At 43.7% G+C, this 26,625-nt stretch carries 23 protein-coding genes; 19 read left to right on the forward strand and 4 right to left on the reverse strand.

Annotated features, from left to right (window positions below; all coding sequences use genetic code 11):
• Positions 1 to 19: 19 nt before the first annotated feature.
• The 7 genes from ACXHJ1_RS14480 (at position 20) to ACXHJ1_RS14510 (ending at position 6,429) form a co-directional block, all read left to right on the forward strand.
• On the forward strand, positions 20 to 1,477 hold the full coding sequence (locus tag ACXHJ1_RS14480; RefSeq protein ID WP_457904824.1) for a glycoside hydrolase family 1 protein: 1,458 nt from the start codon (positions 20 to 22) through the stop codon (positions 1,475 to 1,477).
• Positions 1,478 to 1,703: 226 nt separating this feature from the next.
• Positions 1,704 to 2,540, forward strand: coding sequence for a methyl-accepting chemotaxis protein (locus ACXHJ1_RS14485; protein ID WP_017426869.1), 837 nt, complete (start codon positions 1,704 to 1,706; stop codon positions 2,538 to 2,540).
• Between the two features lie 106 nt (positions 2,541 to 2,646).
• Positions 2,647 to 2,997 carry a hypothetical protein gene (locus tag ACXHJ1_RS14490; RefSeq protein WP_217484724.1) on the forward strand — a complete coding sequence of 117 codons (351 nt, stop codon included), beginning with the start codon at positions 2,647 to 2,649 and terminating at the stop codon, positions 2,995 to 2,997.
• An 86-nt stretch (positions 2,998 to 3,083) separates the two neighbouring features.
• Positions 3,084 to 3,890, forward strand: a complete 807-nt coding sequence (locus tag ACXHJ1_RS14495; protein ID WP_019688184.1) for an alpha/beta fold hydrolase — start codon at positions 3,084 to 3,086, stop codon at positions 3,888 to 3,890.
• Between the two features lie 24 nt (positions 3,891 to 3,914).
• Positions 3,915 to 4,898 (forward strand): sensor domain-containing diguanylate cyclase, encoded by a 984-nt coding sequence (locus tag ACXHJ1_RS14500; RefSeq protein WP_457904825.1) that lies wholly within the window; start codon positions 3,915 to 3,917, stop codon positions 4,896 to 4,898.
• Positions 4,899 to 4,940: 42 nt separating this feature from the next.
• Entirely contained in the window at positions 4,941 to 5,336 is a 396-nt protein-coding gene (locus ACXHJ1_RS14505; RefSeq protein ID WP_457904826.1) for a hypothetical protein, read from the forward strand.
• A 130-nt stretch (positions 5,337 to 5,466) separates the two neighbouring features.
• Positions 5,467 to 6,429: a helix-turn-helix domain-containing protein gene (locus ACXHJ1_RS14510; protein WP_016821772.1), complete on the forward strand. Its 963-nt coding sequence runs from the start codon at positions 5,467 to 5,469 to the stop codon at positions 6,427 to 6,429.
• 89 nt (positions 6,430 to 6,518) lie between these two features.
• Here the strand turns inward: ACXHJ1_RS14510 and ACXHJ1_RS14515 are convergent, their stop codons facing one another.
• Positions 6,519 to 8,108 carry an S-layer homology domain-containing protein gene (locus ACXHJ1_RS14515; protein WP_107733183.1) on the reverse strand — a complete coding sequence of 530 codons (1,590 nt, stop codon included), beginning with the start codon at positions 8,106 to 8,108 and terminating at the stop codon, positions 6,519 to 6,521.
• Between the two features lie 302 nt (positions 8,109 to 8,410).
• Positions 8,411 to 10,171, reverse strand: coding sequence for a methyl-accepting chemotaxis protein (locus ACXHJ1_RS14520; RefSeq protein WP_107733184.1), 1,761 nt, complete (start codon positions 10,169 to 10,171; stop codon positions 8,411 to 8,413).
• Positions 10,172 to 10,422: 251 nt separating this feature from the next.
• On the opposite strand from ACXHJ1_RS14520, the gene ACXHJ1_RS14525 reads away from it, so the two are divergent.
• The 3 genes from ACXHJ1_RS14525 to ACXHJ1_RS14535 all read left to right on the forward strand — a co-directional run bounded on the left by ACXHJ1_RS14525 (position 10,423) and on the right by ACXHJ1_RS14535 (position 12,593).
• The gene (locus tag ACXHJ1_RS14525) at positions 10,423 to 11,622 is read left to right on the forward strand and encodes an MFS transporter (RefSeq protein WP_457904827.1); all 1,200 of its coding nucleotides are present in this window, start codon (positions 10,423 to 10,425) and stop codon (positions 11,620 to 11,622) included.
• A gap of 220 nt (positions 11,623 to 11,842) precedes the next feature.
• The gene (locus tag ACXHJ1_RS14530) at positions 11,843 to 12,169 is read left to right on the forward strand and encodes a hypothetical protein (RefSeq protein WP_016821768.1); all 327 of its coding nucleotides are present in this window, start codon (positions 11,843 to 11,845) and stop codon (positions 12,167 to 12,169) included.
• Positions 12,170 to 12,185: 16 nt separating this feature from the next.
• Complete coding sequence (locus ACXHJ1_RS14535) at positions 12,186 to 12,593, forward strand: hypothetical protein (RefSeq protein ID WP_457904828.1); 408 nt, start codon at positions 12,186 to 12,188, stop codon at positions 12,591 to 12,593.
• Positions 12,594 to 12,723: 130 nt separating this feature from the next.
• Here the strand turns inward: ACXHJ1_RS14535 and ACXHJ1_RS14540 are convergent, their stop codons facing one another.
• Entirely contained in the window at positions 12,724 to 13,725 is a 1,002-nt protein-coding gene (locus ACXHJ1_RS14540) for a hypothetical protein (RefSeq protein WP_457904829.1), read from the reverse strand.
• 278 nt (positions 13,726 to 14,003) lie between these two features.
• Here ACXHJ1_RS14540 and ACXHJ1_RS14545 point away from each other — a divergent pair, with 278 nt between their 5' ends.
• From ACXHJ1_RS14545 to ACXHJ1_RS14585, 9 genes are all read left to right on the forward strand, one after another.
• Positions 14,004 to 16,766 (forward strand): family 78 glycoside hydrolase catalytic domain, encoded by a 2,763-nt coding sequence (locus tag ACXHJ1_RS14545; RefSeq protein ID WP_457904830.1) that lies wholly within the window; start codon positions 14,004 to 14,006, stop codon positions 16,764 to 16,766.
• Between the two features lie 14 nt (positions 16,767 to 16,780).
• Positions 16,781 to 17,974: an MFS transporter gene (locus ACXHJ1_RS14550; protein WP_457904831.1), complete on the forward strand. Its 1,194-nt coding sequence runs from the start codon at positions 16,781 to 16,783 to the stop codon at positions 17,972 to 17,974.
• A 28-nt stretch (positions 17,975 to 18,002) separates the two neighbouring features.
• Positions 18,003 to 19,001: an AraC family transcriptional regulator gene (locus tag ACXHJ1_RS14555; RefSeq protein ID WP_257126149.1), complete on the forward strand. Its 999-nt coding sequence runs from the start codon at positions 18,003 to 18,005 to the stop codon at positions 18,999 to 19,001.
• 89 nt (positions 19,002 to 19,090) lie between these two features.
• Complete coding sequence (locus ACXHJ1_RS14560; RefSeq protein WP_457904832.1) at positions 19,091 to 20,098, forward strand: phosphotransferase; 1,008 nt, start codon at positions 19,091 to 19,093, stop codon at positions 20,096 to 20,098.
• Positions 20,099 to 20,182: 84 nt separating this feature from the next.
• Positions 20,183 to 21,343: an immunity 26/phosphotriesterase HocA family protein gene (locus ACXHJ1_RS14565; RefSeq protein ID WP_457904833.1), complete on the forward strand. Its 1,161-nt coding sequence runs from the start codon at positions 20,183 to 20,185 to the stop codon at positions 21,341 to 21,343.
• Between the two features lie 30 nt (positions 21,344 to 21,373).
• Positions 21,374 to 21,892: a hypothetical protein gene (locus ACXHJ1_RS14570; protein ID WP_457904834.1), complete on the forward strand. Its 519-nt coding sequence runs from the start codon at positions 21,374 to 21,376 to the stop codon at positions 21,890 to 21,892.
• Between the two features lie 35 nt (positions 21,893 to 21,927).
• Complete coding sequence (locus ACXHJ1_RS14575; protein WP_340865195.1) at positions 21,928 to 22,587, forward strand: DUF2625 domain-containing protein; 660 nt, start codon at positions 21,928 to 21,930, stop codon at positions 22,585 to 22,587.
• Between the two features lie 28 nt (positions 22,588 to 22,615).
• A complete protein-coding gene (locus ACXHJ1_RS14580; RefSeq protein ID WP_457904835.1) occupies positions 22,616 to 23,050 on the forward strand; it encodes a hypothetical protein in 435 nt (144 codons plus the stop codon).
• A gap of 53 nt (positions 23,051 to 23,103) precedes the next feature.
• Positions 23,104 to 23,640: an SMI1/KNR4 family protein gene (locus ACXHJ1_RS14585; protein WP_017428303.1), complete on the forward strand. Its 537-nt coding sequence runs from the start codon at positions 23,104 to 23,106 to the stop codon at positions 23,638 to 23,640.
• A 153-nt stretch (positions 23,641 to 23,793) separates the two neighbouring features.
• Here the strand turns inward: ACXHJ1_RS14585 and ACXHJ1_RS14590 are convergent, their stop codons facing one another.
• On the reverse strand, positions 23,794 to 26,541 hold the full coding sequence (locus tag ACXHJ1_RS14590) for an endo-beta-N-acetylglucosaminidase (RefSeq protein ID WP_290409334.1): 2,748 nt from the start codon (positions 26,539 to 26,541) through the stop codon (positions 23,794 to 23,796).
• Positions 26,542 to 26,625: the final 84 nt, after the last annotated feature.

The raw sequence follows: 26,625 nt of genomic DNA on the forward strand, positions 1-26,625 counted from the left end.
TTAGGAGGAATGATGAACTATGAACAATAATATAACCAAGGAGTTTCCACAAGGATTTTTATGGGGAGGGGCCACGGCTGCTAACCAATTTGAAGGTGGGTATAACGTGGATGGTAAGGGACTAAGCACTGCTGATGTAATAACAACCGGGACGCATACTATTTCCCGAAGAATTACGCCTGTATTGGAAGAAGGAATGAACTATCCAAGTCACGAGGCTATTGATTTCTACCATCATTATAAAGAGGATATCCGATTATTTGCTGAAATGGGTTTCAAGGTTTTTAGAATGTCCATCGCTTGGTCCAGAATATTTCCTAACGGAGATGATACAGAGCCGAATGAGCAAGGCTTGCAGTTCTATGATCGTGTGTTCGCAGAATTAAAAAAGTACAACATTGAGCCGTTGGTTACAATCTCACATTATGAAGCACCGTTTCATTTAACCCAAAAATATAACGGCTGGTCAGATCGCAGAGTGGTCGATTTTTATGTAAGATATTGTGAAGTTCTTTTTAACAGATACAAAGATGTCGTAAAATACTGGCTCACCTTTAATGAAATCAATATCTTAACCTTGTCTTTTGGGGCGTTCATGGCTGGAGCGATGATGCCAGAGGGGAATGGAGAGCTTGCCCATGCTACAGTGAAGGATGAGCAGGACCTGTATCAAGCTTTGCATCATCAATTTGTAGCCAGTGCAAAGGCAGTAAAGCTGGGGCATGAAATCAATAAGGATTTTAAAATTGGCTGTATGATTGCTTATATGTGTTCATACCCACTTACCTGTAACCCCGATGATGTTTTGCTCGCTCAACAAAAGGATAACTTGAGTAATTTCCTATGTTCAGATGTTCAAGTAAGAGGTGCTTATCCCGGATTTGCCAAACGATATTTTAAAGAACATAATATCCAAATTACGATGCAGGACAATGATGAGGACGTCTTAAAAGAAGGATGCATAGATTTTTATACTTTCAGTTATTATTCATCCACTTGTGTCAGTGCAGACCCCAATCAGGAGAAGGTGGGTGGGAATTTATCCATGGGATTAAAGAATCCCTATTTAAAAGCAAGCGCCTGGGACTGGCAAATCGATCCGCAGGGATTGAGATGGTCCCTCAATAACATTTATAATCGATATGAAATCCCGTTAATGGTTGTGGAAAATGGTCTGGGCGCTGTGGATACAGTGGAAGAAGACGGCTCCATTCAAGATGCTTATCGAATTGATTATCTAAAGCAGCACATTGAGCAAATGAAAGAAGCCATTGCTGATGGAGTAGATTTAATAGGTTATACACCTTGGGGATGTATTGATCTAGTAAGTGCGGGAACCGGTGAAATGAAAAAACGCTATGGATTCATATACGTCGATAAGGATAATGAAGGTAAAGGAACACTTGCCAGATTCAGAAAGAAGAGCTTCTATTGGTATAAGAGTGTGATCGAAACTAATGGGGAACAGCTGGACTAAATATTAGTGTGTGTCTTCAAAAAGTGATGCAGTCAGCGCATGCCTATTCAGTAGGTATGCGCTGTTTGGACTTAAAACCAGCTTCCCTTCAGGAAACTACGGTGAATGTATACAGATTAGGAGATCCCATAGTCAATAGTATGTTAATTTTACTAAACACATGGGGTGAAAATGTCGAAATAAAGGGTAGGGTAGATAACAAAATATAAGGAAGTGGATACATATTATGAATCAAGTAGAAGCTGTTTTGTCTGCCATGCCGTTTATTAGAGAAGCTGCACGACATGATGTTTTAATATCTGTAATGGATAAAGAAAAATTTCTATTCTTTCAGTCGGGGAAAAGTTTAGTCTATGATTTCAAGGCAGGCGACCCTCTCCCTGATGTACACAAGAACTTCAAAATGCTAGTAGACGGAGAAAAGACCCGAGTTCGCTATGATGCCGAAGTTTTCGGGTTTGCTGCTGATTCATACTTTCATCCGATAAAGAATGAACAGAATGAGATTGAGGCAGTAATGTGCATCACCTATAGTATGGATAATCAGGATCAACTGAAGAAGTTGATGAGCCAAGCAGAGGATGTTACAAGCAAGCTAGTGGAAGGGATTCAGCATGTAGCAGCCCATTCGGAGGAGCTTAGTGCGACAGCCGAGGAAATTTTAAGCAATACGAAAAAGGCGGTTGAGGACTCTGGTAATGTGACTGAGGTGGCTGGCTACATCAAGGAAATTTCAGAGCAGACAAACTTGCTTGGACTAAATGCAGCCATTGAAGCTGCTCGGGTGGGTGAGGCAGGAGCAGGATTTGGGGTTGTTGCCGCAGAAATCCGCAAGATGTCTACGGGCACCAAGGAAGCCACTGGTCGAATCGAGCAATCCTTGCAAGCTGTCAGACAATCGGTTTATAGTATGGAACAAGAGATTACGCAGATTACTGTATCTTCCCAGGAGCAGGCCAAGCTTGTATCGGAGTTCATGAATATTATTGATCAATTAAATGATACCAACCAAGGCTTGAGAGGTTTAATAGAGAAAATCACGAATGATGTGGATGTAAAATAAAGATTGGAAGAAGTCTCGGTCTGTGAATTGTGCATTCCGTCATGGAAATGTGATCACAGGGCGAGACTTTTTTAAGTTTATTAAATCATTTGGAGTGGATACATATATGAATTTGAATGGGTTGAATGAACAGAGTTACACAGAACTAGAGGATTATTGGGTGCGTGTATTTCTAAATTTAGTACAACATCAGGATAAAGAGAACTGGGGGATTCCTTATTACAACACATCCTTTTCTAATGGTCAGAAAGTTATGGATATGAACCCCATTTTTTCGGCTAAATCGAAAATAAGTCATAAATCCATCAGAATCATTCATGAAACGGTTAATGAGGGGGATGACGTTCACTATTGGTTAGATACGAATGGGAAAAACGAATTAGTTATTATTTGTTCCCCATCACAGCAACATGTGCACAAGGTAAAGGGGATCATTAAACGCTGGATTTATGAATGAGATCCATTATCCATAATCAAATCTTTTCCGATATAATAGGGAAGAGAAGCCATAGAACAGATACTACCTCAGAGAGGTGATTTACAATGACCGTTGATATTCTCCGACGTAATAATGTAAAAGTGTTGGGTACAGGCAGCCAGACGATTGTATTTGCTCACGGCTTTGGATGCGATCAGGATATGTGGCGTTATATCGTCCCTAGCTTTATCGACAACTACCAAATCGTCTTATTTGATTACGTTGGTTCTGGAGATTCCCAAATAAAATACTATGATTCCCAAAAATACAGTGACTTGCAAGGATATGCTCAAGATGTGCTGGATATTATGGAAGCGTTAGAATTACGGAATACCATATTCGTCGGACACTCCGTTAGCAGCATGATCGGAATGCTCGCATCCATCCGAAGCCCTCAATATTTTGAACGCATTGTCATGCTCGGTCCTTCTCCACGCTATGTGAATGACCTGCCTTCTTATTATGGAGGTTTCGATAAGAGTGATATTGATGAATTACTGGATATGATGCAAATGAACTTTATTGGCTGGGCTAGTTACATGGCGCCCATTGCTATGCAAAATCCCGAGCGAGGGGACTTAACCGAAGAGTTGGAAAAGGCATTTTGCTCCAGAGATCCTCATATTGCACGGCAATTCGCAGAGGTTACATTTTTTTCAGATTGTCGTGTCGATCTTCAGCATGCTTCGGTTCCTACGCTTATTCTCCAGTGCTCAGACGATAGTATTGCTCCAATTGAGGTAGGGGATTATTTGCATACCCATCTTAGAAACAGCAGACTTCAGCAGATGAGAGCAAAGGGGCATTATCCTCATTTAAGCCAACCAGGAGAAACGAGCGATTTAATCAAAGAATATTTAGCCAGTGTGTAATATCGAAAGAAAGGCAGTCATGCAATGGATATTCAATTAGATAAAGCTCCCTGTGGATACTTTTCAATTTCGGACGCTGGGATCATTCAATCGGTAAATCAAACTTTATTGGACATGCTTCTTTATGAACGTGATCAATTGCTCGGGCGGCCGATTGAAACGACAATGTCTGTTACGAACAAGCTATTTTTTCATACTTATTTTTATCCCTACATCCAGTTGTACGGGCATGTTGATGAGATGTACTTCTCGTTTCGCACAAGTGATCGACAGGATGTGCCTGTACTTCTAAACGGAGTTCGGCAGGAACGCAATGGAGAAGCTGTTATTGATTGTGTAGTGCTTATGATGCGTAAGCGGATTGAACATGAGAAAGATATACTACAGACCAAAACCAAGCTTCAGGAATTATATCAGGCGACGAATGAAGCAAACCAGAAGCTTGAACGGTTGCACGAAGAATATGAAATCAAACAGCAGGAACTAGTGCGGATCAATCACCAGCTAGAAACGATGGCGTCAACCGACCCGTTAACTGGGCTTAAAAATAGAAGATATTTTCAAGATCAATTACAAATCAGCCTAGCCTCCTTTCAAGAGACCGGAATACCTTTCTCGTTGCTGATCATTGATATTGATCGTTTCAAAAGCATTAATGACACTTATGGTCATCCGGTGGGCGACCTGGTGCTCACTAATCTGGCTGAATTACTACAATCCATGTCACGGGAGATGGATATTGTCGCTCGTTATGGTGGCGAGGAGTTTGTCATTATTCTTCCGGGCAACGACGCAGAGGAAGCCATTCGTGCAGCAGAAAGATATCGCTCCACGACGGCCTCAAGGGATTGGGGAGATTACAGCATTACTGTGAGTATTGGCGTGGCAACGGTTACGCAAGCGGATACGGAACAATCGATAGTTCATCAAGCAGATTTGGCACTGTATGCTTCCAAGAGTGGCGGGAGAAACCGGGTCACGCATGCAGCAAGTCTTGTAAAGAAATAGGTAGAGGCTTCAATAACCTTAGAAGAGCTGGGGAGGATAAAAATGGGGGAAGCGTACAAGCTGGACTGTGATATCTGTGCGTATACTGAGAACATATTTGTGGGGTTTGGTTTATTATATATGCGTTTGGAATCCATTGCTTCGTTTGTACAGGATGCTGCCCTTAAACGGCGTATTGAGGATTTCATAGGCAACCCTTCGACGAGATATGATGCTTATGACGCTCTGTATGTGTGCCCGGTCTGTCAGGCCATCCGCAATGAATTGTTTATTGAGATGGAATCGGACTCATCACAGTATAAAATTTCTTATGCTTGTCCTAGATGCGCGAGTGTTATGCAGCAGGAACACATTGAAAACAATGTGCCGGTTCATTTGAGCTGCCCAGCATGTGAGAAGGGTAAATTGAAGGCAACGTTTTATATGGATTGGGATTAATAGATTCCCCGAATATCTCTACAGCATACTCCAATAAGCCTGGTCAAACCAGTCAAATTCAGCTAATATTAATGATAACGATTCTCACTTGTGGTATCAGAATGAATGAAAACCTTTGAGGTGGACGCTAGTGAATTCAAATTCGTTATCATTAATATATCAGCATTATTTAGAAAAAACTCCGTTTAGAAAACAAAACGAGCATACGTATATGATGTTACCGGAAGCGGGCGACGGACATATTTACCGAGTTACGACTTACAGCGGAATCGAGATTGTGTATTCGCATATTCAATATCACGAGCCTTATCCGACGAACTTTGCCTCCAGAGGACAAATGATTGAACTTCAATTTGCACTTTCGGGTCAACGTCATGTAAATATAGCTGGTCTGGACTACACGCTCCCGATAGGGCGGGGTGCTCTTATTTTTTTACAGGATTTCAAAGCATATTTCCATCCTCCTGTTAACGAACAATACCAATCCTTTGCGCTTGGCATTCCTGTCTCGTTGTTTAATTATGCAGCTTCACAGTTGGCAGCTCGTCGACAGGTAGCTATTGAATTTAATCAAATTCTGAAGGGTGCTGCGTTCCATCATCTTAGTTTTGAACTGGATCACAGAAGTATAGTGATGATTGAACATTTGATCAAAGACTTGAAAAGTGTGCATAGATCGCCTTTATTAATGGAAGCAGCGGCACTAGAGATTTTGAATAGGTTTATGATTCAATTATTTGATTTAACTCCCATGCCCGAAGGCCTATCTAAAGAAGATGTCAGAAAGTTGCATATGGCTCGGCAAATCCTTGAATCCAGCATGATTGATCCTCCTTCACTGATCGCATTATCAAAAAAGGTTGGATTAAATGATTTTAAATTAAAAAAAGGATTCAAAGCATGTTTTGGAACAACTGTATTTGAACATTTGCGCCAAATTCGTCTTGAATATGCGATGAAGCTGCTTCGAAGCCAGGAAAGCAATGTAACAGAAGCTGCGATGGCTGTAGGATACAGTAATGTGAGTGCATTTTCAGAGCAATTTTTCCGGGAATACGGAGTGAAGCCATCATCTTTAAAGAAATTATTTTAAAAATTCTGTTTTGACCATGTTAAAAAATATTAAGTAAACAAAAAGCTGGAACCCTGTATAGATAGGACTCCAGCCTTTTTATTTGGTGCTTATTTCACGAAAGTTTCAATGCCATCTGTATTGATGGTTGAAGTATGGGTACGAGACGCTTCTTCAATATTTTTGAATGCCCAGTAATCTGTTGGTACATCCTTCCATGTAGCCTGAATGGTTCCTTCCAGGGGTCCTCGTTTTAAGATTGTGTTCAAAATTGTAACGGTTTCTACGCGTGTTATATATTTATTGGGTTGGAAGCTTCCATCATTATAGCCGGTAATCCATCCTGCATTAGCTAACGCTACAATGGAATCTCTTGCCCAATGTTTTTCGATATCGGTATAAGGAGAAGCTGTGGTTTGTGTTCCTTTAAGCTGCTTCCAGGATGCGAGTATTGCTGCCATTTCTGCACGGGTAATGGGTTGCTCTGGTCGAAATGTTCCATCTGCATACCCATTCATGAGGTGCTGTGTCGTAAGTGCTATAATCGAATCCTTTGCCCAATACGTGCTAGGTACATCTTTGTATGTCGTTGAGCCTTCTTTTGTCTCCAACTTCATAATCCTAGCCATCATTGCAGCGGTTTCAGCCCGTGTAATCGACTGGTCCGGTCGGAAAGTACCATCCTGATAACCCGTTATATATTTTTCATGCGCAACCTCGGATTGCTCTACTGGCATGATTTCTGGAGTCGGTAAAACCGTTGAAGAAACCGATGGTGATGAAGGTGTGGTTGTTTCACTGGAAGAAGATGAATCACTGCTATCCGTGTTATCCTTCTTATCTTTTTTATTGCTACTGCTGCTGTCGTTATTGCTAGTATCACCAGTTCCGCCAGTGTTTTCAGTACCACCAGTGCTTGCATTTCCATTTACAACCTGTATATACGCTTCAGATGTACTCGGGGCAAATCGAGCATCCCCGCTGTATATAGCAGTGATCGCGTGGCTTCCCACACTTAAGTCTCTTGTAGTGTAGTACCCATTGGCATAGCCGTTCGAAATGCCCACCGGCTCCATCGTCAGCGTATCTAATACATTCGTGCCGTCCATAAGAATGACCGTTCCAGTTAAATCGCCCGACGTTTGTGGGTTTGAAGTTGTCCTCACGCTAAACCTTACTTCTTGACCTTGACTAGACGGATTCGTCGAACTCAATACTGTAGTTACTGTAGGTCTCAGTGAAGGTGTAGGTGCAGATGCATTTACGACCTGAATGTATGGCTCAGATGTACTGGGAATAAATCGAGCATCCCCACTATATATAGCCGTAATCGGGTGACTTCCCACACTTAGATTACTTGTGGTGTAAGTGGCAGTGGCATATCCATTCGCAATGCCATTTGGCCTCATCGTCAGCGTATCTAATATATCCGTACCATCCATAAGGACCACCGTGCCGGTTAAATCCTTCGTAATTTGTGGAGTTGAGATGGTTTTGATGCTAAACGTTACGGATTGACCTTGTTTAGAAGGATTTGTCCAACTCGTTACTGTGGTTTCAGTAGCATACACAGCATCCGTTACACTAGGTACTGGTGGGGAGGTTGCATACACAGCACTCTCGGAAAAACTCCATGTCCAGGTTCCAAATAAAACGATAATAGCAAGATAAGATAAACAAAAAGACTTGATTTTACGCATAAATTTCCTCCATAAAATTCCGGTGTCACGATGAACTTACTAGGATCCTCCATGATGACTAACCTACTAATATAATTTTTCTTTCTTACACTACTGATTTACTATACTAAATGCCTCTGAACCAATTCTGAACCAAATCGATAAAAACCGTGCCCAATTCACATCGCTAGAAGGGGATCACGATTTGCGAGCCTTTTCCGTAATTTCTCAGAGCAAATGCAAATAGGGTCAACCAGAAAGAAATGGTTGACCTCATAATATGAATAACAGTTTAGCGTGATATTTTGGAAAGACTTATTCCGTTAGTATTTAAATTTGACCGTTAGATCCTGTAATTTCTGTGACATATCCGACAAGGTCGTTGCCAGGCTGGTGATCTGCTGCATCGAAGCTAGCTGTTCTTCTGCAGACGCTGCAATATTCTGCGAGTTGTCCGCCGCTTGGAGCGCCAGACTCGATACGTTTTCTCCACTTGCTGAAATTTCCTGGACACTTGCGGTTATTTGCTCCGTGATGCTTGCAAGCTCTTCCGTTTGCTGTGCGATATGATTGGTGGACGCCACAATTTTGTTAAACTGCTGCTCCGTCTCATTGGCAATTTTAATGCCGGAGTCGACATCCTGTTTTACGCGTTCCATGGTCTGAAGCGAATGCTCCATATCTTTGCGCATATTCTGAATCAACTCAGAAATCTGCCCGGAAGACTGATTCGATTGTTCGGCCAGCTTTCTTACCTCTGAAGCAACTACGGAGAAACCGCGGCCTTCTTCGCCTGCACGGGCAGCCTCAATCGAAGCATTTAAGGCAAGCAGATTGGTCTGCTGTGCGATATCCGTAATGGCATGTAGCATCGTGTCGATCTGTTGAGTGCGTTCATCCAACATTCTCATAACCGCATCGGTTTCATTGACAGAATGGTTAATCAAGTCCATTTGCTTCACTGTATGTTGTACAGCAGTACCGCCAAGGCTTGCCATTTCCATCGCGTCTGCAGACGATTCAGCAATAGTCAAGGAGCTATCCGTGATCCGTTGCATACCTATTGAAATTTCCTCAAGCGAGCTGGTTGTCTTCTGAAGCATCAGTTGCTGCTCCTTCGCACCGGCCGCCGATTCCTGAATTGCGACGGTGATATGCTCGGTTGCCTGTCCAGTGTGCTCTGCTCCAAGGGTCAATTCTTTTGAGGAAGCAGCGACCTGCTTGGTGGACAGGTTTACCTCACCGATCAGAAATCGAATATTTTTAATCATATGATTGAAGTCCTGTGCAAGCTCACCGATCTCATCTTTTGAATTCATTTTGACTTCTTGGACTGTTAAATCACCGTCCGCAACTGAGTTAAGCCGCTTTGCAATCGTGATAATAGGTTTCGTAAAACGTCCCGAAACAAAGCTTACGATAACTGCTCCCAGAATAACCGCAACAGCCGTAATAATCAGGACAATATAAAGGACTTTGGTCGCTCCGCTGTTAAATTCGTTAAAATATGCTCCAGAACCGATGATCCACCCCCAATAAGGATCCTTCTCAACGTACGAGATTTTCGTCTCTACTTGATCTGTACCAGGTAAAGCCCATTTATAAGTGACGAATCCCCCGCCGTTTGTACCGGCTTCTACAAACTCTTTTCCCACATGCACACCGTCTTCGGATACGGCATTTATTAAATCCTGGCCTTCATTTGAAGGGTTCATCACTGAAACCGCATCTTGGTTGACTGCCCACGGATAACCTGTTTTACCTACAGTATATTTAATCTTTACCGGTCTTTTGTTATTAGCATCTTTTACACCGAGCAGTTCGATGCGCAGTTTTTCCTGTGCTTCCTCCAATGTTAAATTACCGGCTTCGACTTGCCCATTGAGGAAACTAATCATACCAATTACCATTTGCACACTATTCTTAAGTGCCACTTTGCCTGATTCATTCATTTCATTCTTAGAAACAACATAAGAACTGCTTCCAATCACAAAAGTAGGTACAATTAAAATAATCAAGCACATTATGGTTAACTTCGCCCTTAACGATCTCACCTTCATGATTGATCCTATCTTTGTTTTCACTGTGATTTCCCCCTTAGAGATCGATATACAGACTCAACCCACAACTGCGTTTTGTTACTAAAGGTAAAAAGACTGTACATCATATATCGTAAAAACTCGTCAGGAAATTAAGCCCTTTCAGCCTGGCTGCTGTTTTATAGGCTAAATTAAATCCGTTTAACCGCAAATTTATCCGTCTATAGGCAGTAGCTTTTTGGTATGCTCCGTATACTTCTGCATAGAGAGAATCTATAACAGAGGAGTGTGCGAGGATGAATAGAATAAAAGGGAGCATCTTTTTCAGTGTTTTTGTGGCTATGCTAGGGCTCATGCTCATTGCTCCAATTATGCCGCCCCTTATTCGTGAATTAGGCTTAAGAGAAAGCCATTCCGGAATAATTATATCGCTTGGTTCTATAACGATGGCCTTAATGGCTCCAGTATGGGGAAATCTGAGTGATGCAAAGGGCCGCAAGCCTGTGATTTTGCTTGGGTTTATAGGGATGTGTGTAAGCTGCCTGTTGTTTACGCTTACTCTTTTTGCAGGATTAAAGGGTTGGCTCAGTGGGGGACTGCTGTTATTCCTGCTGATTGTTACACGCGGCTTAATTGGCGGCTTTATCCCGGCCGTGTTGTCATCTTCCCAAGCTTATATGGGGGATGTAACGGAGGGCGAAGAGCGTGGAAGTGGTATGGCTATTATTAGTGCGGCGAATGGGCTTGGGCTGGTATTTGGCCCCGCGATTGCAGGTGCCTTTACTTTAATAGGACTGTTATGGCCCTTATACTTTGGAATTGTCATTGCCGCTGTTGCATTCGTGGTGTCTCTACTGGCGATTCCGGCCGCCCAGCCTGTTATTCAGCAAAAACCTGCTCGAATTAATCCCCTCCAGCCAGGTCTAAGAATGTATTTGTTTGCAGGCTTGGTTACGATGATTAGTATTGTGACTATTCAGGTTATAGGTGGTTTTTATTTTCAAGATCAGTTAGGTCTTACATCCGAAGAAACAGCAAGAGTTGTTTCCTTTGGACTTATGTTCTCCGGAGCAGCGATGCTGATCGTGCAGATCATCCAAATGAAATGGCTTAAATGGCAGCCTAAGCCGATGATTTTGCTCGGTTCTCTATTCCTGATTGCTGGAATGGCATTTTTTCTGATTTCAGCCAGCTTGGCCCTTTACTATGCAGCGTTCTTTATGTTTGGCATAGGCACGGGCTTACTGATGCCCGGATTTATGGCAGGTGCTTCGCTTTCGGTCAGTCAAGAACAGCAAGGGGGAGCAGCAGGGCTGGTAGCTGCGATACAGGGAATTTCCGCGATCATTGCTCCTATTTTGACGACCACTTTATATCGAGTAGACAAATATATTCCCTTTATTCTTATAGCGGTTCTGGTTGCTTGTATGGCTATCGTTATGCTGGGGGTAAAAAAGGGAGACGGGAATAGTAAGCCTGTGCCTGACAAGGCATGATAAATAAAAGAGTGGTTAGATGAATCCATAGGCTTCCGGAGTATACTCACCGGAAGCCTATATCTATTATAATAAGTTATAAGAAATTTCAGGAAAATCAGAAGGGAGTGAAGAGCTTATGGAAATCCGGCAAAAATGGGTGGCATTAAACAAAAAATACAGCTTGTACGCACTCAGGTCTTTCAGTCAGGTTTTTTGAAAACGTGTTGGAGGAATGCAGATGGGTTGGGAGTATGGAATTAAGGTCGCAAATGTTAAGGATATTAAAGCGCTAATGGAACGCTTAGCTGAAGCATTGCCTAGGATTGACGGATATCGGATGCAAAGGGATGAGGATGGTTTTGTCCTGCTTCAGAATAATTCTGATTGGCCTGAAGCGCTCCAGATTTCATTGGAAGAGGCAAGAAATATTGAAGATTTAGAAGATGATGAACCTTATATCTATTGTCTATTTCATATCGGCGGCGGAGATGCGATGAGGTTGAGGGAAGGAATGTGCAGGGTGCTGGAAGAAGAGAAATGCGCTGCGGATTGGTTCGAGTTATAGCTGAAGAAAGGAGTGGGTGAGATTGAGTAAGAAGGACAAAAAAGAGATTCAGACACTAATCTATCGCTATAGGGGTCCACGAGCCAATATTGGATATACTTTTGAACCGTTGCGTTATGGGGATGCTGATGAACCGAAGCTGGAGGAGATGATATTCATCTACGCAGATGACTTTGATATCGTGCTGTCTGCGTTAAAGTCCAAATATCCGCTTGTCGATCCTGATACGGGAGAAACGTATGAGGCTTTTGACCCCTGCTGGGATAATCCGATTCAGGCGTCGGTATGGCATGAAATATTAACACAATTGGATACTTGGCCTGCCAAGGAGTCAGAATTACGCCTATTTATCGATTCCTTTACAGCATGGGTCAGAGCGCACCTGAAGCAAGCAGATGGTATTATCGTGACCGGAAATCTGTAGAGAAGGCCATGCACTGCAATCCGTATTTTTGCTGCCCCTCGCTTCGAGGGGCGACCGGACGGCGAGCCACTGAGTCGAGTGCCTGGTTCTTTGCAGTACACGCGACAGTCTCCTTGTTGCAACTGGATTATTAACGGTGCTTTTGGTTTCTGATTAACGTTTGCTCCAATTCGGTATCTGCCATAAATTTGCTGGCAGATACAGCAAGCTGATATTGATTGGTCCCCATATTGTTAGCGGCAGGTTGAAGAATCCCTTTTATTGTTAGCCATAATGAAGAGGCCTGCAGGCTTTCTGCCCCAAAATGCAAGATGATATGGATACAGGAGGTAATAATATTGCGACCAAGTCCGTACAGGAACCATTCTTTTTCCTTCGTAATAAGCGGAATAATGGTTACCATCGTTTCCCACGCTTCATCCAATCGACCTGTTTCAATAAACTTCTCTGCCAAGTTAGATGCAGTGGAACAGTAATTATGATGATTTCCTTCTGTTCTTTCCATTTCGGCCAGCTTTTTAAGGGCTTCAATTTCACCTTCTGGATGGTTGCGCCATCTCTCATGATAAACGAGTGCCTGTAAATTTTCTTTGTTCCAATCCGTCTGCTCTCTGATCCACAAATCGATAAATAATGATAGATACATATCTTCTCCGAGCTCACTCGCGATATTGATGCAATCCTCAAGATCAGCTGTATCTTTGCTGAACAAATATGTTTCCAAAATCAACTCAGGGTCAAACCCGGCATATGTATCGAAATTGGCCTTCTTGGCCTGCTGGAACAAAATTTGGTCCTGCTCACGCTCATACTTTTGCAGTAAAAAAATGGCGTAATACAGAGCATCGCCAATCCCCTGAAAACTGTTCGTTTCCCTGTCTATAATCTCATTCACGAGCAGCCTTCTCACAATCGGTTCGTAATGCGGGGCATCTCGATCCTCACGATTATACATAGCCAAAAGCACCTTCAAGCGATTGGTATAGTTGGCATCACTTTTTCCATATTCCTCATTGTGTTGCTCCAAATAGTCAACCTTCGAAAAATTGGCGTGATCACTTATTAGACTCTGCAGCATTTCATCATAGGGTGCCATCATCTGATCCAGCAGCCTTTTGTAGTTCGTTTCCAATACTGTGATTCTCCTTTCTTGATCGGCTTAATACTACAATCCATATGTATATAAAACAAGCTATTTCCTTTTGAGACGGGATCGCTTAGTGTAGCAGCGATGTATACACGTACATATTTTTCTAATAGACCCATTTTAAGATTCAATATAAGGGTTGGACATTCAACACCTGTAAATCAAGCATACAACATGCAGGGATACAACATTGCGCACAACTATTGGAAGCGTTTTAATTTGAGTATAGAAACACAAAAGAAGACCTCAGGGAGGACATACGAATGCTAAAAGTGAAAGCGCTTAGATGTGAACATTTAAACAATCCGATTGGACTGAGCTGCCTAAAGCCGCGACTAAGCTGGCAAATTGAATCTGACAACATATACGTTTTCCAAAAACGCTTCCAATTGCAAGTATCCATACATCCTACTTTTGAACCGCTGATTTGGAATCATTTTTCCTATTCGGAGCAATCTATTTTGTTTCCCTATGGAGGTCCTCCACTGGAATCCGGACAACGATATTATTACCGGGTAAAAGTATGGGCTCAGGGAGCAGGTGACACCGAACCGGAGGAATCGGAATGGAGTGAGTTTGGCTTTTGGGAAATGGGGCTGCTTTCTGAGCAGGACTGGAAGGCAGAATGGATTACAGTGAAGGAGCGAAGCCTCCATGAAAAGTTTCAGACGAGAGCCCCTTTTGCTTCCTCCAAGTGTTTTTCAGTTGAGGGAAAAGTAAAAAAAGCAGTCATTTATGCCACAAGCCTTGGTCTATATGAGCTGGAGCTAAATGGACAAAGAGTAGGCGATGCCTATTTTACCCCGGGATGGACAGATTATAACGATCGTGTCCAGGTGCAAGCCTATGATGTGACTTCTACCATTCGAGAACAACATAATCGCATCACAGCCACGGTAGGAGAAGGCTGGTACAGCGGCTATCTAGGCTGGCAAAAGCGCAAGGATACCTATGGGAACACGAATGCTTTGTTATTTCAAATGAAGATTAGCTATGAAGATGGCCGTTCAGAACTCATTTGCTCAGATTCTTCCTGGGAGGAAACGAGCTGTGCCATTTTGATGTCGGATATTTATAACGGCGAAATCTATGATGCCCGATTGGAGCAGCAGGCAGGCGAGCACCGCTCCTTGAATGAACGGAAAATGATGCAGGTCGTCCCGTTTCCGTTAAGTCATCTGGTTGCTCAGGAGAACGAGCCTGTCCGTGTAATGAACCGATTAAAGCCTGTTGAACTGATTCAAACGCCTAAAGGCGAGCTGGTCCTTAACTTGGGGCAAAATATGGTAGGCTGGCTGGAATTTAAAGTTGAAGCTCCTGAGGGTACGGTTCTGAATTTGATACATGGTGAAGTGCTGGATCAGCAAGGGAATTTTTACCGAGATAACATTCGGGATGCAGCGCAGCAGATTACGTACATTTGCAACGGCAAGGGGACGGAGATATTTAGGCCGCATTTCACTTTTCAAGGCTTCCAATATGTGAAACTTGAGGGCTTTCCGGCTGGCGTAGACATTGAAGATTTTACGGGCGTTGTTTTGCATTCAGATATGGAGACAATTGGCTTGTTCGAGACATCCGATCCAAAGCTCAATCAACTCCAGCACAATATTGTATGGGGGCAAAAGGGGAACTTCCTGGATGTGCCGACCGATTGCCCGCAGCGTGATGAGCGATTAGGCTGGACCGGCGATGCACAGATTTTTGCCAGAACGGCCAGCTTCAATATGAATAGTGCTTCCTTCTTCCGAAAGTGGCTGAAAGATTTGGCTTACAACCAGCTGGAGAATGGGGCTGTGCCTTTTGTCGTGCCGGACGTCCTCAAAGGAACCTTTGCAGATAATATGGACAAAACGACGGCAGCATGGGGGGACGCGGCGGTTATATGTCCGTGGACGATCTATCAATGTTATGGGGATAAGCAGATTTTGGCTCAGCAGTATGACAGTATGAAAGCATGGGTCGATTATATCCGTGCCCAGGGGACTGAGGAGCATCTGTGGGATAGTGGTTTGCAACTGGGAGATTGGTTGGCGCTGGACAGCGAGGAAGGAAGCTATTTTGGAGCGACCGATGGAACGCTGGTAGCGACTGCATACTTTGCGTATTCGACTCATATTTTGGCGCAGACGGCCAAACTGCTGAATCGCTATACCGATTACAACACCTATCAAAGCCTGCATGAAGGGATTAAAGCCGCTTTTGCGAACCGTTATTTTGATGACATTGGCAAGCTGACTTCGAATACCCAAACTGCACAGGTTGTGGCTTTGCACTTCGGATTGGTACCAGAAAGGTATAAAAAGCAAGTGATCCAGGAGCTCGTACGGCTGATAGAAAAAAACGATATGCATCTGGATACCGGCTTTGTGGGCACGCCCTATCTATGCCTGGTTTTATCCGACAATGGCTATACAGATGTAGCTTATAAAATTTTATTCCAGAAAGATTATCCTTCCTGGCTCTATCAGGTTGAACGTGGGGCCACGACCATGTGGGAGCATTGGGACAGCATCAAAGTGGACGGCTCCTTCTGGAGCACTGATATGAATTCGTTCAATCACTATTCGTACGGTTCAGTTGGAGACTTTATGTACCAAAATATTGCCGGAATCGATGTGCTTGAAGCGGGCTACAAAAAGTCACGGTTAGCACCCAAACCGCCTATTAATCTTACTTCGGCCCATGGCAAGCTGGAGACACCATATGGTGCGCTTGCTGTCCATTGGGAAATCGTGAATGAGGAAATGCAGATGACGGTTCACGTACCGCATAATACGACAGCTGAGATTACGCTTCCAGGCGTTATGGAGCTGGATGCGCTACAACAGACCATTACCACACAATACCCGTCCATTCAGTATCCGCCTGGTAATGTGCCACGAGAGCTGGCCGGAAAATTAGGTTCTACCGGAGAACAGGCGACTTTCCAAAAGAGTGGAGACCATGAATTGACGTTTACCGCCGGGTCTGGACAGTATACGTTCCAATACAAATACAACCAGAGACTAAATAACATAGACTAGAGGTGAGAAGCTTGATGAATATTAAAAACAAAATATGGTTTAAAACGGCGTTGCTGTCTATTTCCTTAGTCCTGACATCAGCGAGTGCTATTTCGGCTGTCATCCCGATGATGCTGAACCAATTACCGGGAGTCTCCAGTTCGCTGATTGAAAGCGTAGTTACGATCCCGTCCTTCTCGATGATGCTGTTTGTGCTGCTGAGTGGTCCGATCTCTTCTCGCCTGGGTAAAAAAAATACAGTCCTGCTAGGACTTTTGCTCGTGGTCATCGGCGGAATACTTCCTATGCTCACTACGAACATTACATGGATTCTCGCGTTGCGTTTGGTGCTAGGCGCAGGCCTGGGGATGTTCAATTCGCTGGCTGTCAGTTTAATTAGTGATTTTTTTGAAGGGGACGAACGTGCTCAATTGGTAGGCTTTCAAAGCGCTGTACAAGGGCTCGGAAGCAGCTTGGCTACCTTTGTGGCAGGACAGCTTGCCCTAATCGACTGGCCGTTTGCCTTTTTGTGCTATGCGATCACGATTCCGATCGCACTGTTATTCTTTTTTATCATCCCTGAACCAGAGCGTGGGGAGCCTACAGTGTGCACGACAGGAACGGGTAACAAGAGTAGGGGAGTATCCCTACCTGTACTTGGCTTAGGGGCTGCACTTTTCCTGTTTATGACCTTTATCATGATTGTGTATACCAAAACAGGTATTATGATTGCTGAAAAGAGTATGCCTAACGCAGGGTTTTTAGGGACCGCTTTGACGCTGTTCTCCTTATCAACTATGATTGCAGGCTTCTTGTTCGGTAGAATATATAAATGGTTCAGAAATTACGCACCTTTTATCTCCAGTTTATTAACAGCGACAGGTTTTGTCCTGCTGTGGTTTGCTCAGAATGTGACCATGGTTACGGTTGCCATGCTGATCATTGGCTTTAGCTTTGCGCTGTTTATTCCTTATATTTTTACGATACTAACTAAAATCGTACCTAAAGGCAGTGAGACGATATCTATTTCGATTGCAATGGTAGGCTCCAATTTGGGAGCGTTTGCTTCGCCTTATGTTATCAAGTTAGTTGGGGTGTTGTCTGGGAATGAAACTGCCTCATTTTCCTTTCTCGTCTCTGCGATTGTATTTATGATTGCTGCGCTCCTCTGTCTGGGAATCGCTATTAGAGGAAAGGGAAGCAAAACACAGACGGCAGTTCACAGTTAATGGGAGTCTGAAGGAGGAGTCTGTGTTTATGAACCTTCATGAGCTGGATCAGTTGCTGAGAAGTAAAACTGAAATTGAGCTTCTGCAACAACAAAGCAATCAGGTGATTAATGATCTCTCCAAAGAATCGGAGAATGAGCGATTTTTTGATATGAATCTGAATATGTATCGAATGCCCGCTTTATTCTTTTTCGGAGAACATGATATTTATATTAGCAAGCACAACAGGTTTGCTCCGATGCTAGAGCACATGCATGAATTTATTGAATTAAACTATGTTTACTCAGGTAAATGCAACCAAATTATAGCAGGCAAAGAGATTCAGCTTTGTGAAGGTCAAGTGTGTGTTCTGGATAAGGATGTGCCGCACAGCATCTCTCCTTTGGGAGAAAACGATATACTGATTAATATCCTGCTGCAAAGAGAAACGATCTCGTCCCTCTTTCTACAGCGGCTATCCAAGAAAAAAAGTTTGATCGGCGAATTTCTCGCCAACTCTGTCCTCCAGCATCAGCACCATAATCACTTTATTATTTTTGAGTCACAGCATAATGAGAACCTTCAGTATATATTGCGTAGAATCTTAATCGAATATTTTTCCAGGCAAGAGGACTCTATGGAGTTGGTCAAGGCTTATTTGCCAATTGTATTTGGAGAATTGGTCCGTGTATTGGAGAGCGAGCATAATATTCATGTAAACCAGCAGGAAAATCATATTACCTCTATTCTGAATTACATGGAAGAGCATTATCAGCATTTAAGCCTACAGCAATTATCTAACCATTTTAATTACAATAGCACGTATTTAAGTAACAAGTTAAAAAAAGTTACGGGTCTTACTTACACTGAGCTGATTGCCAACATTAAGCTTAATGCCGCCTATTCTTTGGTTGTGAATACCAACCTGCCGTTCGAAATGATCTTTAAGCAGGTGGGATATAACAGCATGAGTTTTTTCTATAAAAAATTTAAAACCGCGTATGGTGCTACCCCGCAAAATATCCGAAACAAACAAATGAGAAAATGAAGAATACACAAGGACGTCCAATTTGAATTGGGCGTCTATATGTTATAATATCGGCAAATTCATAAGCTAGTAAGTAAAGGGGGATATCCTTGGAAGCGGTACTAAGACGGAACTGGCCAGAGTGGAATGGAACATTGCAAAGACGAACCGGGGGCTGGAATAATACGACGTATTTTGTTAAGAGCGGTGGGCGAAGCGGGGTGCTGCGCGTCTACGATACACACAGGGATCGGGAGAAAATTGAATTTGAGCATGCGGTTTTGCAGGCGCTGAGCAAGCAATCTCTATCCTTCAGGGTTCCAATGCCAATTCGAACGATTACAGGAGAGACACTTGCACAGGTTGAGAAGGATAGTGGCAAATATGTGTGTCTATTCGAATACATAGAAGGTATATCACCCTTGGAGCAGGACCCTAGCTTTGCCCATTCTTTTGGCGAGGCAGCTGGTGAATTGTCTGCCGTGCTTGCAACACTTAATCTTGATATGACCCCAGTCTATCGGCCGTATTATGCTTTGCAGCAATCCTATCCATTATGTAGCCCGGAAGTAATCCAAGGCTTTTGTTTAAACCCGCCGGAGCCTCTCAAGAATTTTCATGAAGAGCTGCGCCTGATAGGAAAAGTATATGAAGAGATTACAGATTCACTTCAAGCATTGGAAGAGTTGCCGCATCAGCTTGTACATGGAGATTTGAACGCTTCTAATTTATTAGTAAAAGATTCTGATCATAGCCAGGTGGCTGCACTGCTTGATTTTGAATTTTGCACGTTAGACGTTCGAGTGATGGAACCGGCGGTCATCTTATCAGGATTTTTGGGGCAACCGGAGGAGACAACGGCTGTTCGTGATTTTTGTCAGGGCTTCAGCCGCCAGATCCGTTTAAGCCAACCCGAGATCGACGCTTTGCCTGTGTTGATGCTGCTTAGAAAGGTAGACGTATTTCTTCATTTTGTGAGTCGCTTTCTGGAAGGAACAGATCAGCCACACGTATTGCAAGAACAGGCCAAACAGATCACAGCCGACTTGCTCCAACTGTCTACCAGCAGTAGCTGGATTCAGGAGGAGTTGGCCCAAGCTGGAACAATGTATGAATAAACGAGCTACATGCCGTGTTATGTTATAATTTCTGGAATAACAGAAATGAAGTCTATTGAATTAAACTCGGAACAGGAGGAGCAGATGAATAGTTGGTTAACGAACGCGTTACGACCCTATTTTGGGCTGGAGACGCTGGAAGAACATTGGGACGTGGTAGAAATTAAAGAAGGATATTTTATTTGTATGGATGGAGATGTTATTCGCAAACGAATTTCTTCTAAAGAGGATGCTTATGGAGAAGCTGATGTAGAGATTTTTACCCGTGATCGGGCAGTTGTTCTGCCTAAAACGGCTCGTGGCAAAGAGAAAAAACTGAATTTTACAAGTGTTTCGAGCATCTCAGCAGAAGGTGTGTCCTTTTCAGCGGGCATTCGAAGAGATCGTCCTATTAGTTATGTTACTGCTGTGAATAGCAAAACTGGCGTGAGATTGCCCATCACTGGATGTGAGCATTTACATAGTAAAGAAGAGATCATGGATTGGCTTCAACGTTACCCGTCACTTGTGCCTAACGATTATGATCGAAAGCTGGATCGATTAAAGCATATGAAAAACCAGCGTTATAAAACCATCCCGGGAGACATCTTTCGTGTGGAAATAGACCTTTTTACAGATGGGTATGTATTGGTCGTCGGTGATTTGCGCCAAATGCAAAAGGATCAGTTGTTTGCAAAGGAGAGCATATGGAACAGTGTCATGACGATGCCTTTATTCGTACGTCCGTATTTGTGTACAAGTCGTGACCGTTCAATAACTTTAGAATCCATCACAGCCGCCCCGTTATCGGATACAACATGGATTGTTATGGATGATTCCTTTATGCGAGGGTCCTACGAGTGGGTAGGGCATAAAGCATTGGTAGAAGAGGATATTGTGTTTCCGATGGGTTACGGCATTAGCACGGATAGCAGTAAAGAAAGAATATATAGGCTGTCCTGGGGAACGGGCACAATTTCCAAACCGGAAGGGGAGACAGTGTTCAAGTCTTCGCGGGAATTTTTAAATAACGGTGTGTATTCAGGTATTATTACGGACTGTTTTGGTCCTTGGGAAGAGCGGGAGTGGCACAAAACGCTGGATAATCCGTTGTATCGGGAGGAGCGTCGAAAAGCACTGGCCGAATTCGGATTCCCGGAAGACATTTCGTACGATGAGTTCAACCGCCAAACAGGAGGCCTGACGCGTTCGGAATATCTCGCATACTTGACAAGAGTCTATAGCGGAAAAAGAAAGAAGAAATGACACGGTTATACATCCTTTTAGGAGGGGCCAATGAAATATCTTAAAGATTGTCCGGAACCAGGCATGGGAACCTGGTATTTTGAAATAGACTCAGACGGCGTAGCCTATCGGCAAATTGTGATCCAGGATGACGGTACTTTTACTGCTTCTAATCGCAAGCACGAGCAATATCATTTCTTGTTAGCCGAGAAAGCGATTGATGATACAGAGCCCTATTATACGAAAATTACAAAAAAAGAGTTTGAAGAAATCTGGTCTAGCAATCTTCACACCTTTAACAAGGAATGGCATCAAGTCAAAACCGTACTGCCGGTTGGGACTAAGGTAAGCGGATATATTGAAGCCTTTTTTCCACACGGAATACTTATTCATATTTTCCAGCACAATGCAGTCGGATTGGCAGACACCCATTCATATGCGGAAAAGACCCCATCTGAGTGGATGTATCCGAGGCATGAGGTCACGGCTATTGTCCAAGGCTACGACGAGCTGAATCAGTGGGTGATTTTAGAGCAAACGCAGGTTTTCGAAAATCAGTTCACAGGTTGAAAGATGGATATTGGAATACAGAAAGGGGAATGGATATGCATACGTTAACGGTTGATGAACTGGTGGATCAGGACAACCATGCATGGGAAGAGGTCAGAAATATTCTGCAAGAAGGGAATAATCCATTTCGCATTGTACCGGCAGAATCGGAATCTGCTAGGGGAGATTCGCTCTACCGTTTGCAAGTGAGCACAAAATCGTACTTGGGAACGGTTGCCTATGAAACAGGAGGGATCATATTTGACCACGGATGGATCACCTTACTGGGTGCAGGTGGGCCTGAAATTTACGGTAGTTTGGCTTCGTGGAACGGGCTGCAAGAGCCAGCAAGCGTCCCTGCACTTGGGGGAATGCTGATTGTGGCCTATGATGCAGCAGGTGGCTTCTTTGGATTGGATACAGGGAAGTTTGGACGTAGCGGCCACATCTACTATTTTGCACCGGATGCATTGGAGTGGGAATCCACTGAGCTGGCTTATTCCGGTTTCTTGAGCTGGTTGGCTGAGGGAGATTTGGGCTTGTTCTACCAGACATTCCGTTGGAATGGTTGGCAGTCGGATATGGAGCAACTTCAGCCAGGAGAGGTATTTGCTTATTATCCGCCGCTATGGACTCAGGAAGGTGGCGGAGAGACCAGCCACAAATCACCTATAGCCATAACAGAAGCGTGGCAGGCGGTGACGGATCGGGAATAGCCGCGAGTGGGGAGGGGGACATAAGATCATGAATCATTCCATTCAATCCAAACTGGTGCAGCTGAATGAAATACTTTCTCAAAATAACATTGACTATTACTACATTTATGATTATACAAGTCGCCCCAAGCTGGTACTAGCAGGGAGCTTTGACTTTAGCTATTATCACAACATAGAGATCACTTTTTACGAGGTCTCATTTCTTTCCTGTCCGGGCGGTGTATTTTCAATTGAGTGCTTTAGACTGGCTAATGACAAGGAATTGGAAATGTTAAAAACTGTCTCTTACGGATTTCATGAGGGGCCTGTGATTTGTATGGAGGATAAAACGTTCGGCACTCGATTTTTTATTGCTGCTGAAAGCTTGGATTACGAGCTCAAGACCGTTTTTTACTATAAACGTGAGAACCTTCAACCTCATGAAAGTGTGGCTGAATGGGTTGAAAAAGATGGAGAAGGTTGAAAAAGGTAGCAACAACAACTTTTAGAGACGTCAAGGCAGGGAGGTTGGTTATTATGTGGAGTATTCATTTTGAGCAACAGTTTGTAAAATGCCCGGAAGCAACTGGTGAACAAATCGGGGATTTTTTGAGCACATGGAACATCAAGCTATCGGAGCAGGAAATTCACGAAATCCAACAAAGACAAGTGAACCCTTTCCCGAAATCGTCTCCATTTTATGATCAATATAAACCGCTAGATCCTGTGGGCTGGCATCTGCCCCAAGAACAATTTCCTGATAGTTACATAGAATTGCTGAAATACTCTAATGGCGGGGAATTTCAAAATGGAGAACGTTATTTTCAATTTTTCAATACCGAGGATTTGAGAGAAATGAACCTCGCCTACGAGCTGCCAGAGTATATGCCCGGTGCCGTGTCGTTTGCGATGGATGGGTGCGGAAACCACTATATGTTTGATATGAGAGAGGAAAAAAGAAACAACGAATACCCCATTCTTTTTGCTCATTCTGGTAGCTTGGGGTATGACGAATGTGAACAGGTTGCCCATTCATTTATAGAGCTGTGTACGGAAAAATGGGCATTATATTGATAGGTGCATGATCCTGCCCAATATATAGCAATAGCGAGAAGTCTATTGAATTGGGGACTTCTCGCTATTGTGCCGTATGGGTATGTCCCTATAGCTGAATTTGAGCTAGTTGTTTGAACAACGAATCGACGGTCTCGGAATTCTTGCACCAAGCTATCTTACATATGTGGTGGCCTGATTGCCAGCGTAATCTTCAAACACGATCTTTAGCGAGCTGGTACGAGAAGTAGGGGTAAAAGTGAGTTCACTTAATTTTGTTCTTCCCCGGACAATGTAAGGAAACTTTTTTGATACATAAGTTACACCAAATAGTTTGGACACATCGTTTTCGTATACATATAAATAATGCCAGTCCTTCAAGGTGGGTAGAGCAAGCGTATAGGTTGATCCGGTGACTGTCACATTCTCTTTTGCATAAGGCTCTATCATCGTGTCTGCGAGCTGCCCGGTATAGGCTACAGGTTCATGATTGCCGATGGCGATACGTAGGGTGTAGCGATCACCATTTGTGGGCAGATCGGTAAACGTAGCCGTTTCAGCTCCATTGTCCGCCGTAATGGTTTTATGGAATACGGTGTCCGTATAGTCGGTGATTAAGGTCAATTTAACCGTTCCGTCCGCTTTAGAGGGATTTTTCCACGTTACTGTGGCATCCCCGTTTTTTTTCGTCTCCACCTTAATGTGACTGACGGCAGCATTCAGATCGTAGCTTAATCGAGCCGGTTCGCTTTCCGTTCCATCAGCCCCAACTGCGGTAAGCATTAATTCATCGGATTTATGGTTTAGGGATTTAATATAATAGGTTGAGTCATAAATTCCGCCGATATAGGAGCCGTTCTCATACAGATTGTATTGTTTAACTTTGGAGTAATCCTCAAGGTCCCAGGCTACGAGCATTTCGTTCGTATCGGTCAGGGCCTTGGTGATTTTAAATCCTGTCGGCGCGGCTGGTTTCCGGGTAGAACCGTCTGTTATCTTGATTTGGCCGATATTCATCTGATAGTTTTTGATTGTTTTATTCGTATTATCAAAAGATAAACCGAAAGCTGCAATTGTTTTTCCTTGATAGGGGCTCAAGTCCAAATTGCGGCTAACCCAGCCCGTGGTTTGTTTACCAGAGTTAGGGATGCTGACTTTTACGACTTGGCCGGGGTTATCCTTGAACATAAGTCCGATGCTCAGTACTGAGCTGTCATCAGAGGAAGGCTTATTGTACGTGATGGACAAGTTTGAATTCTGATTAATTGACAGATCCGTTTTATACAGGCGTAAAAAGTTATCTGAATTCAGCTCTCCATTCACGACGAGGGAGCTGCCGCCCTGATAAGCGCCCACAGGCTGATAGGTAAACCGAGTACCTTTGGTATAATTCGGGCCATAGTCGTAGTCAACCGAGAGCGGTTTACCTTTGGTATCGAGCCACCATTGCCAGGTCACCGGGATATCCTGAATATTAATGTTGGACCATTCCTTGGGATTGGAAACAACTCCATTCACTACATACTGCAAGCCATGGCCGGTATTGAAGCTGGTGTTAAAATGGGAGCCACGGATGACAGAACGTTCGGCGATATATGCCGCGATACCGTCCCAGTTTGCACCTGAAGCTTTTACATCAGACAAATCTACACTTGGGTTTCTTTGTGCACGAACGGGATTCTGATTCGGACCGGACCACCAGACACGGTCGCGGATAAAGGTCATCCATTGATAGGCATTGTCAGCTCTGCGATTGGTGTCCTGCCCGCCAAGCTCTTCATCCAGCGCATTATGTGTGAAATCGGCTCCCAACGTTGCGATACTGTTCATCGGCTGCCCGTTATCACCAATGTTCAGACGAAGGTCGTATTTTTGCTTCCATCTGCCAAAGTCACCATTCCCGCCCTCAATCCCGGCAAAAACAGTTTTAAGAGGGTTCAGACCCAATTGCTTGGCATGGTCGCGGGAGCTTTTCAGCTTCGCTTTGTCCCACCAATAATTCAGAAAAATAGAATCGGACACCTGTCCATATTGCTTGTCTTTGACAAACGGGCTGTTCACGGCATTAAACTCATTTTGATAAGCAATTTTCCCGGTTGCGTTTACGGTGGAGTCGTACCATTGCACATACATACCCTGATCCCGTAAGTATTTCATAAACTGTTTGTACCGGGGGATATCCTCTGTAGCTACGCCTTTTGAAGCTTCCTCCTGGTTGATGAAGTAGCCGTCATAGCCATAATATTTCGCCATTTCGATCAATTTTTTGGCTACCGGAAATTCTCCCTGAGCATCCTGTACGAGCATTTGCTTATACGTTTGCGGTCCACGGTCATTATCCGAGAAAAAGATACAGGCGATGGAGAGAACGCCGTTTTTGTGCGCCGCATTCGTATAACCCGGATTTGGAATGTTCAGAATGCCGAACTCAAACCACTTTTCCGTCCAATCCTTTTGGGGATCGTATAGCTCTTCAGGGACATGGGCGGTAGGCATGCCATGCCAGTAGCCGTAATAGTCGGTATACTGCCAGTAATTGAACAAATATTGGCTGAATTTATTGGTATAGGGATAGCTATCGAAGAAAGCGTTACCATAATCCCCGCTGAGTGTAAACATTTGCGTGTCAGGGCTTAAAGCAGGCTGAGCCTGTGTGGCTGCAAAGGGGCTGTTTCGTTGTTGCAGTGGGACACGGGCTCGAAGCATATCTCCATAGACATCTTGGGTGGGAGTCCAGTCCAAAATATGTGAGCTGGCGTATCCATGCTGATAAGGCTGATTCGGCCCTTTGGCGCTTTCTCCTTTATACGGGAGGGTATCGCCTGCATACACGGATGGAGAGAGGGTTTGACTGAACAGGACAGAAGTCAAAACCAGAGCAGTCCATTTTAAAGCGAACTTGTGAACCTTGTTACGTTTCATAGCTCATCCCCCTAACGAGTATTTATCTCCCTAAAGATAATCAATAAAACGGTTTTTACATAGAGGATAAATTAAAGATATAGC

It is taken from the genome of Paenibacillus sp. ALE2 (assembly GCF_054113385.1).

Excerpts from the sequence above, each read along its gene's own strand:
- ACXHJ1_RS14480 (WP_457904824.1), top strand. The coding sequence starts at position 20 with ATGAACAATAATATAACCAAGGAGTTTCCACAAGGATTTTTATGGGGA.
- ACXHJ1_RS14575 (WP_340865195.1), top strand. The coding sequence starts at position 21,928 with ATGCATACGTTAACGGTTGATGAACTGGTGGATCAGGACAACCATGCA.
- ACXHJ1_RS14570 (WP_457904834.1), top strand. The coding sequence starts at position 21,374 with ATGAAATATCTTAAAGATTGTCCGGAACCAGGCATGGGAACCTGGTAT.
- ACXHJ1_RS14495 (WP_019688184.1), top strand. The coding sequence starts at position 3,084 with ATGACCGTTGATATTCTCCGACGTAATAATGTAAAAGTGTTGGGTACA.
- ACXHJ1_RS14515 (WP_107733183.1), bottom strand. The coding sequence starts at position 8,108 with ATGCGTAAAATCAAGTCTTTTTGTTTATCTTATCTTGCTATTATCGTT.
- ACXHJ1_RS14500 (WP_457904825.1), top strand. The coding sequence starts at position 3,915 with ATGGATATTCAATTAGATAAAGCTCCCTGTGGATACTTTTCAATTTCG.
- ACXHJ1_RS14580 (WP_457904835.1), top strand. The coding sequence starts at position 22,616 with ATGAATCATTCCATTCAATCCAAACTGGTGCAGCTGAATGAAATACTT.
- ACXHJ1_RS14505 (WP_457904826.1), top strand. The coding sequence starts at position 4,941 with ATGGGGGAAGCGTACAAGCTGGACTGTGATATCTGTGCGTATACTGAG.
- ACXHJ1_RS14550 (WP_457904831.1), top strand. The coding sequence starts at position 16,781 with ATGAATATTAAAAACAAAATATGGTTTAAAACGGCGTTGCTGTCTATT.
- ACXHJ1_RS14590 (WP_290409334.1), bottom strand. The coding sequence starts at position 26,541 with ATGAAACGTAACAAGGTTCACAAGTTCGCTTTAAAATGGACTGCTCTG.
- ACXHJ1_RS14555 (WP_257126149.1), top strand. The coding sequence starts at position 18,003 with ATGAACCTTCATGAGCTGGATCAGTTGCTGAGAAGTAAAACTGAAATT.
- ACXHJ1_RS14525 (WP_457904827.1), top strand. The coding sequence starts at position 10,423 with ATGAATAGAATAAAAGGGAGCATCTTTTTCAGTGTTTTTGTGGCTATG.
- ACXHJ1_RS14545 (WP_457904830.1), top strand. The coding sequence starts at position 14,004 with ATGCTAAAAGTGAAAGCGCTTAGATGTGAACATTTAAACAATCCGATT.
- ACXHJ1_RS14485 (WP_017426869.1), top strand. The coding sequence starts at position 1,704 with ATGAATCAAGTAGAAGCTGTTTTGTCTGCCATGCCGTTTATTAGAGAA.
- ACXHJ1_RS14490 (WP_217484724.1), top strand. The coding sequence starts at position 2,647 with ATGAATTTGAATGGGTTGAATGAACAGAGTTACACAGAACTAGAGGAT.
- ACXHJ1_RS14530 (WP_016821768.1), top strand. The coding sequence starts at position 11,843 with ATGGGTTGGGAGTATGGAATTAAGGTCGCAAATGTTAAGGATATTAAA.
- ACXHJ1_RS14585 (WP_017428303.1), top strand. The coding sequence starts at position 23,104 with ATGTGGAGTATTCATTTTGAGCAACAGTTTGTAAAATGCCCGGAAGCA.
- ACXHJ1_RS14565 (WP_457904833.1), top strand. The coding sequence starts at position 20,183 with ATGAATAGTTGGTTAACGAACGCGTTACGACCCTATTTTGGGCTGGAG.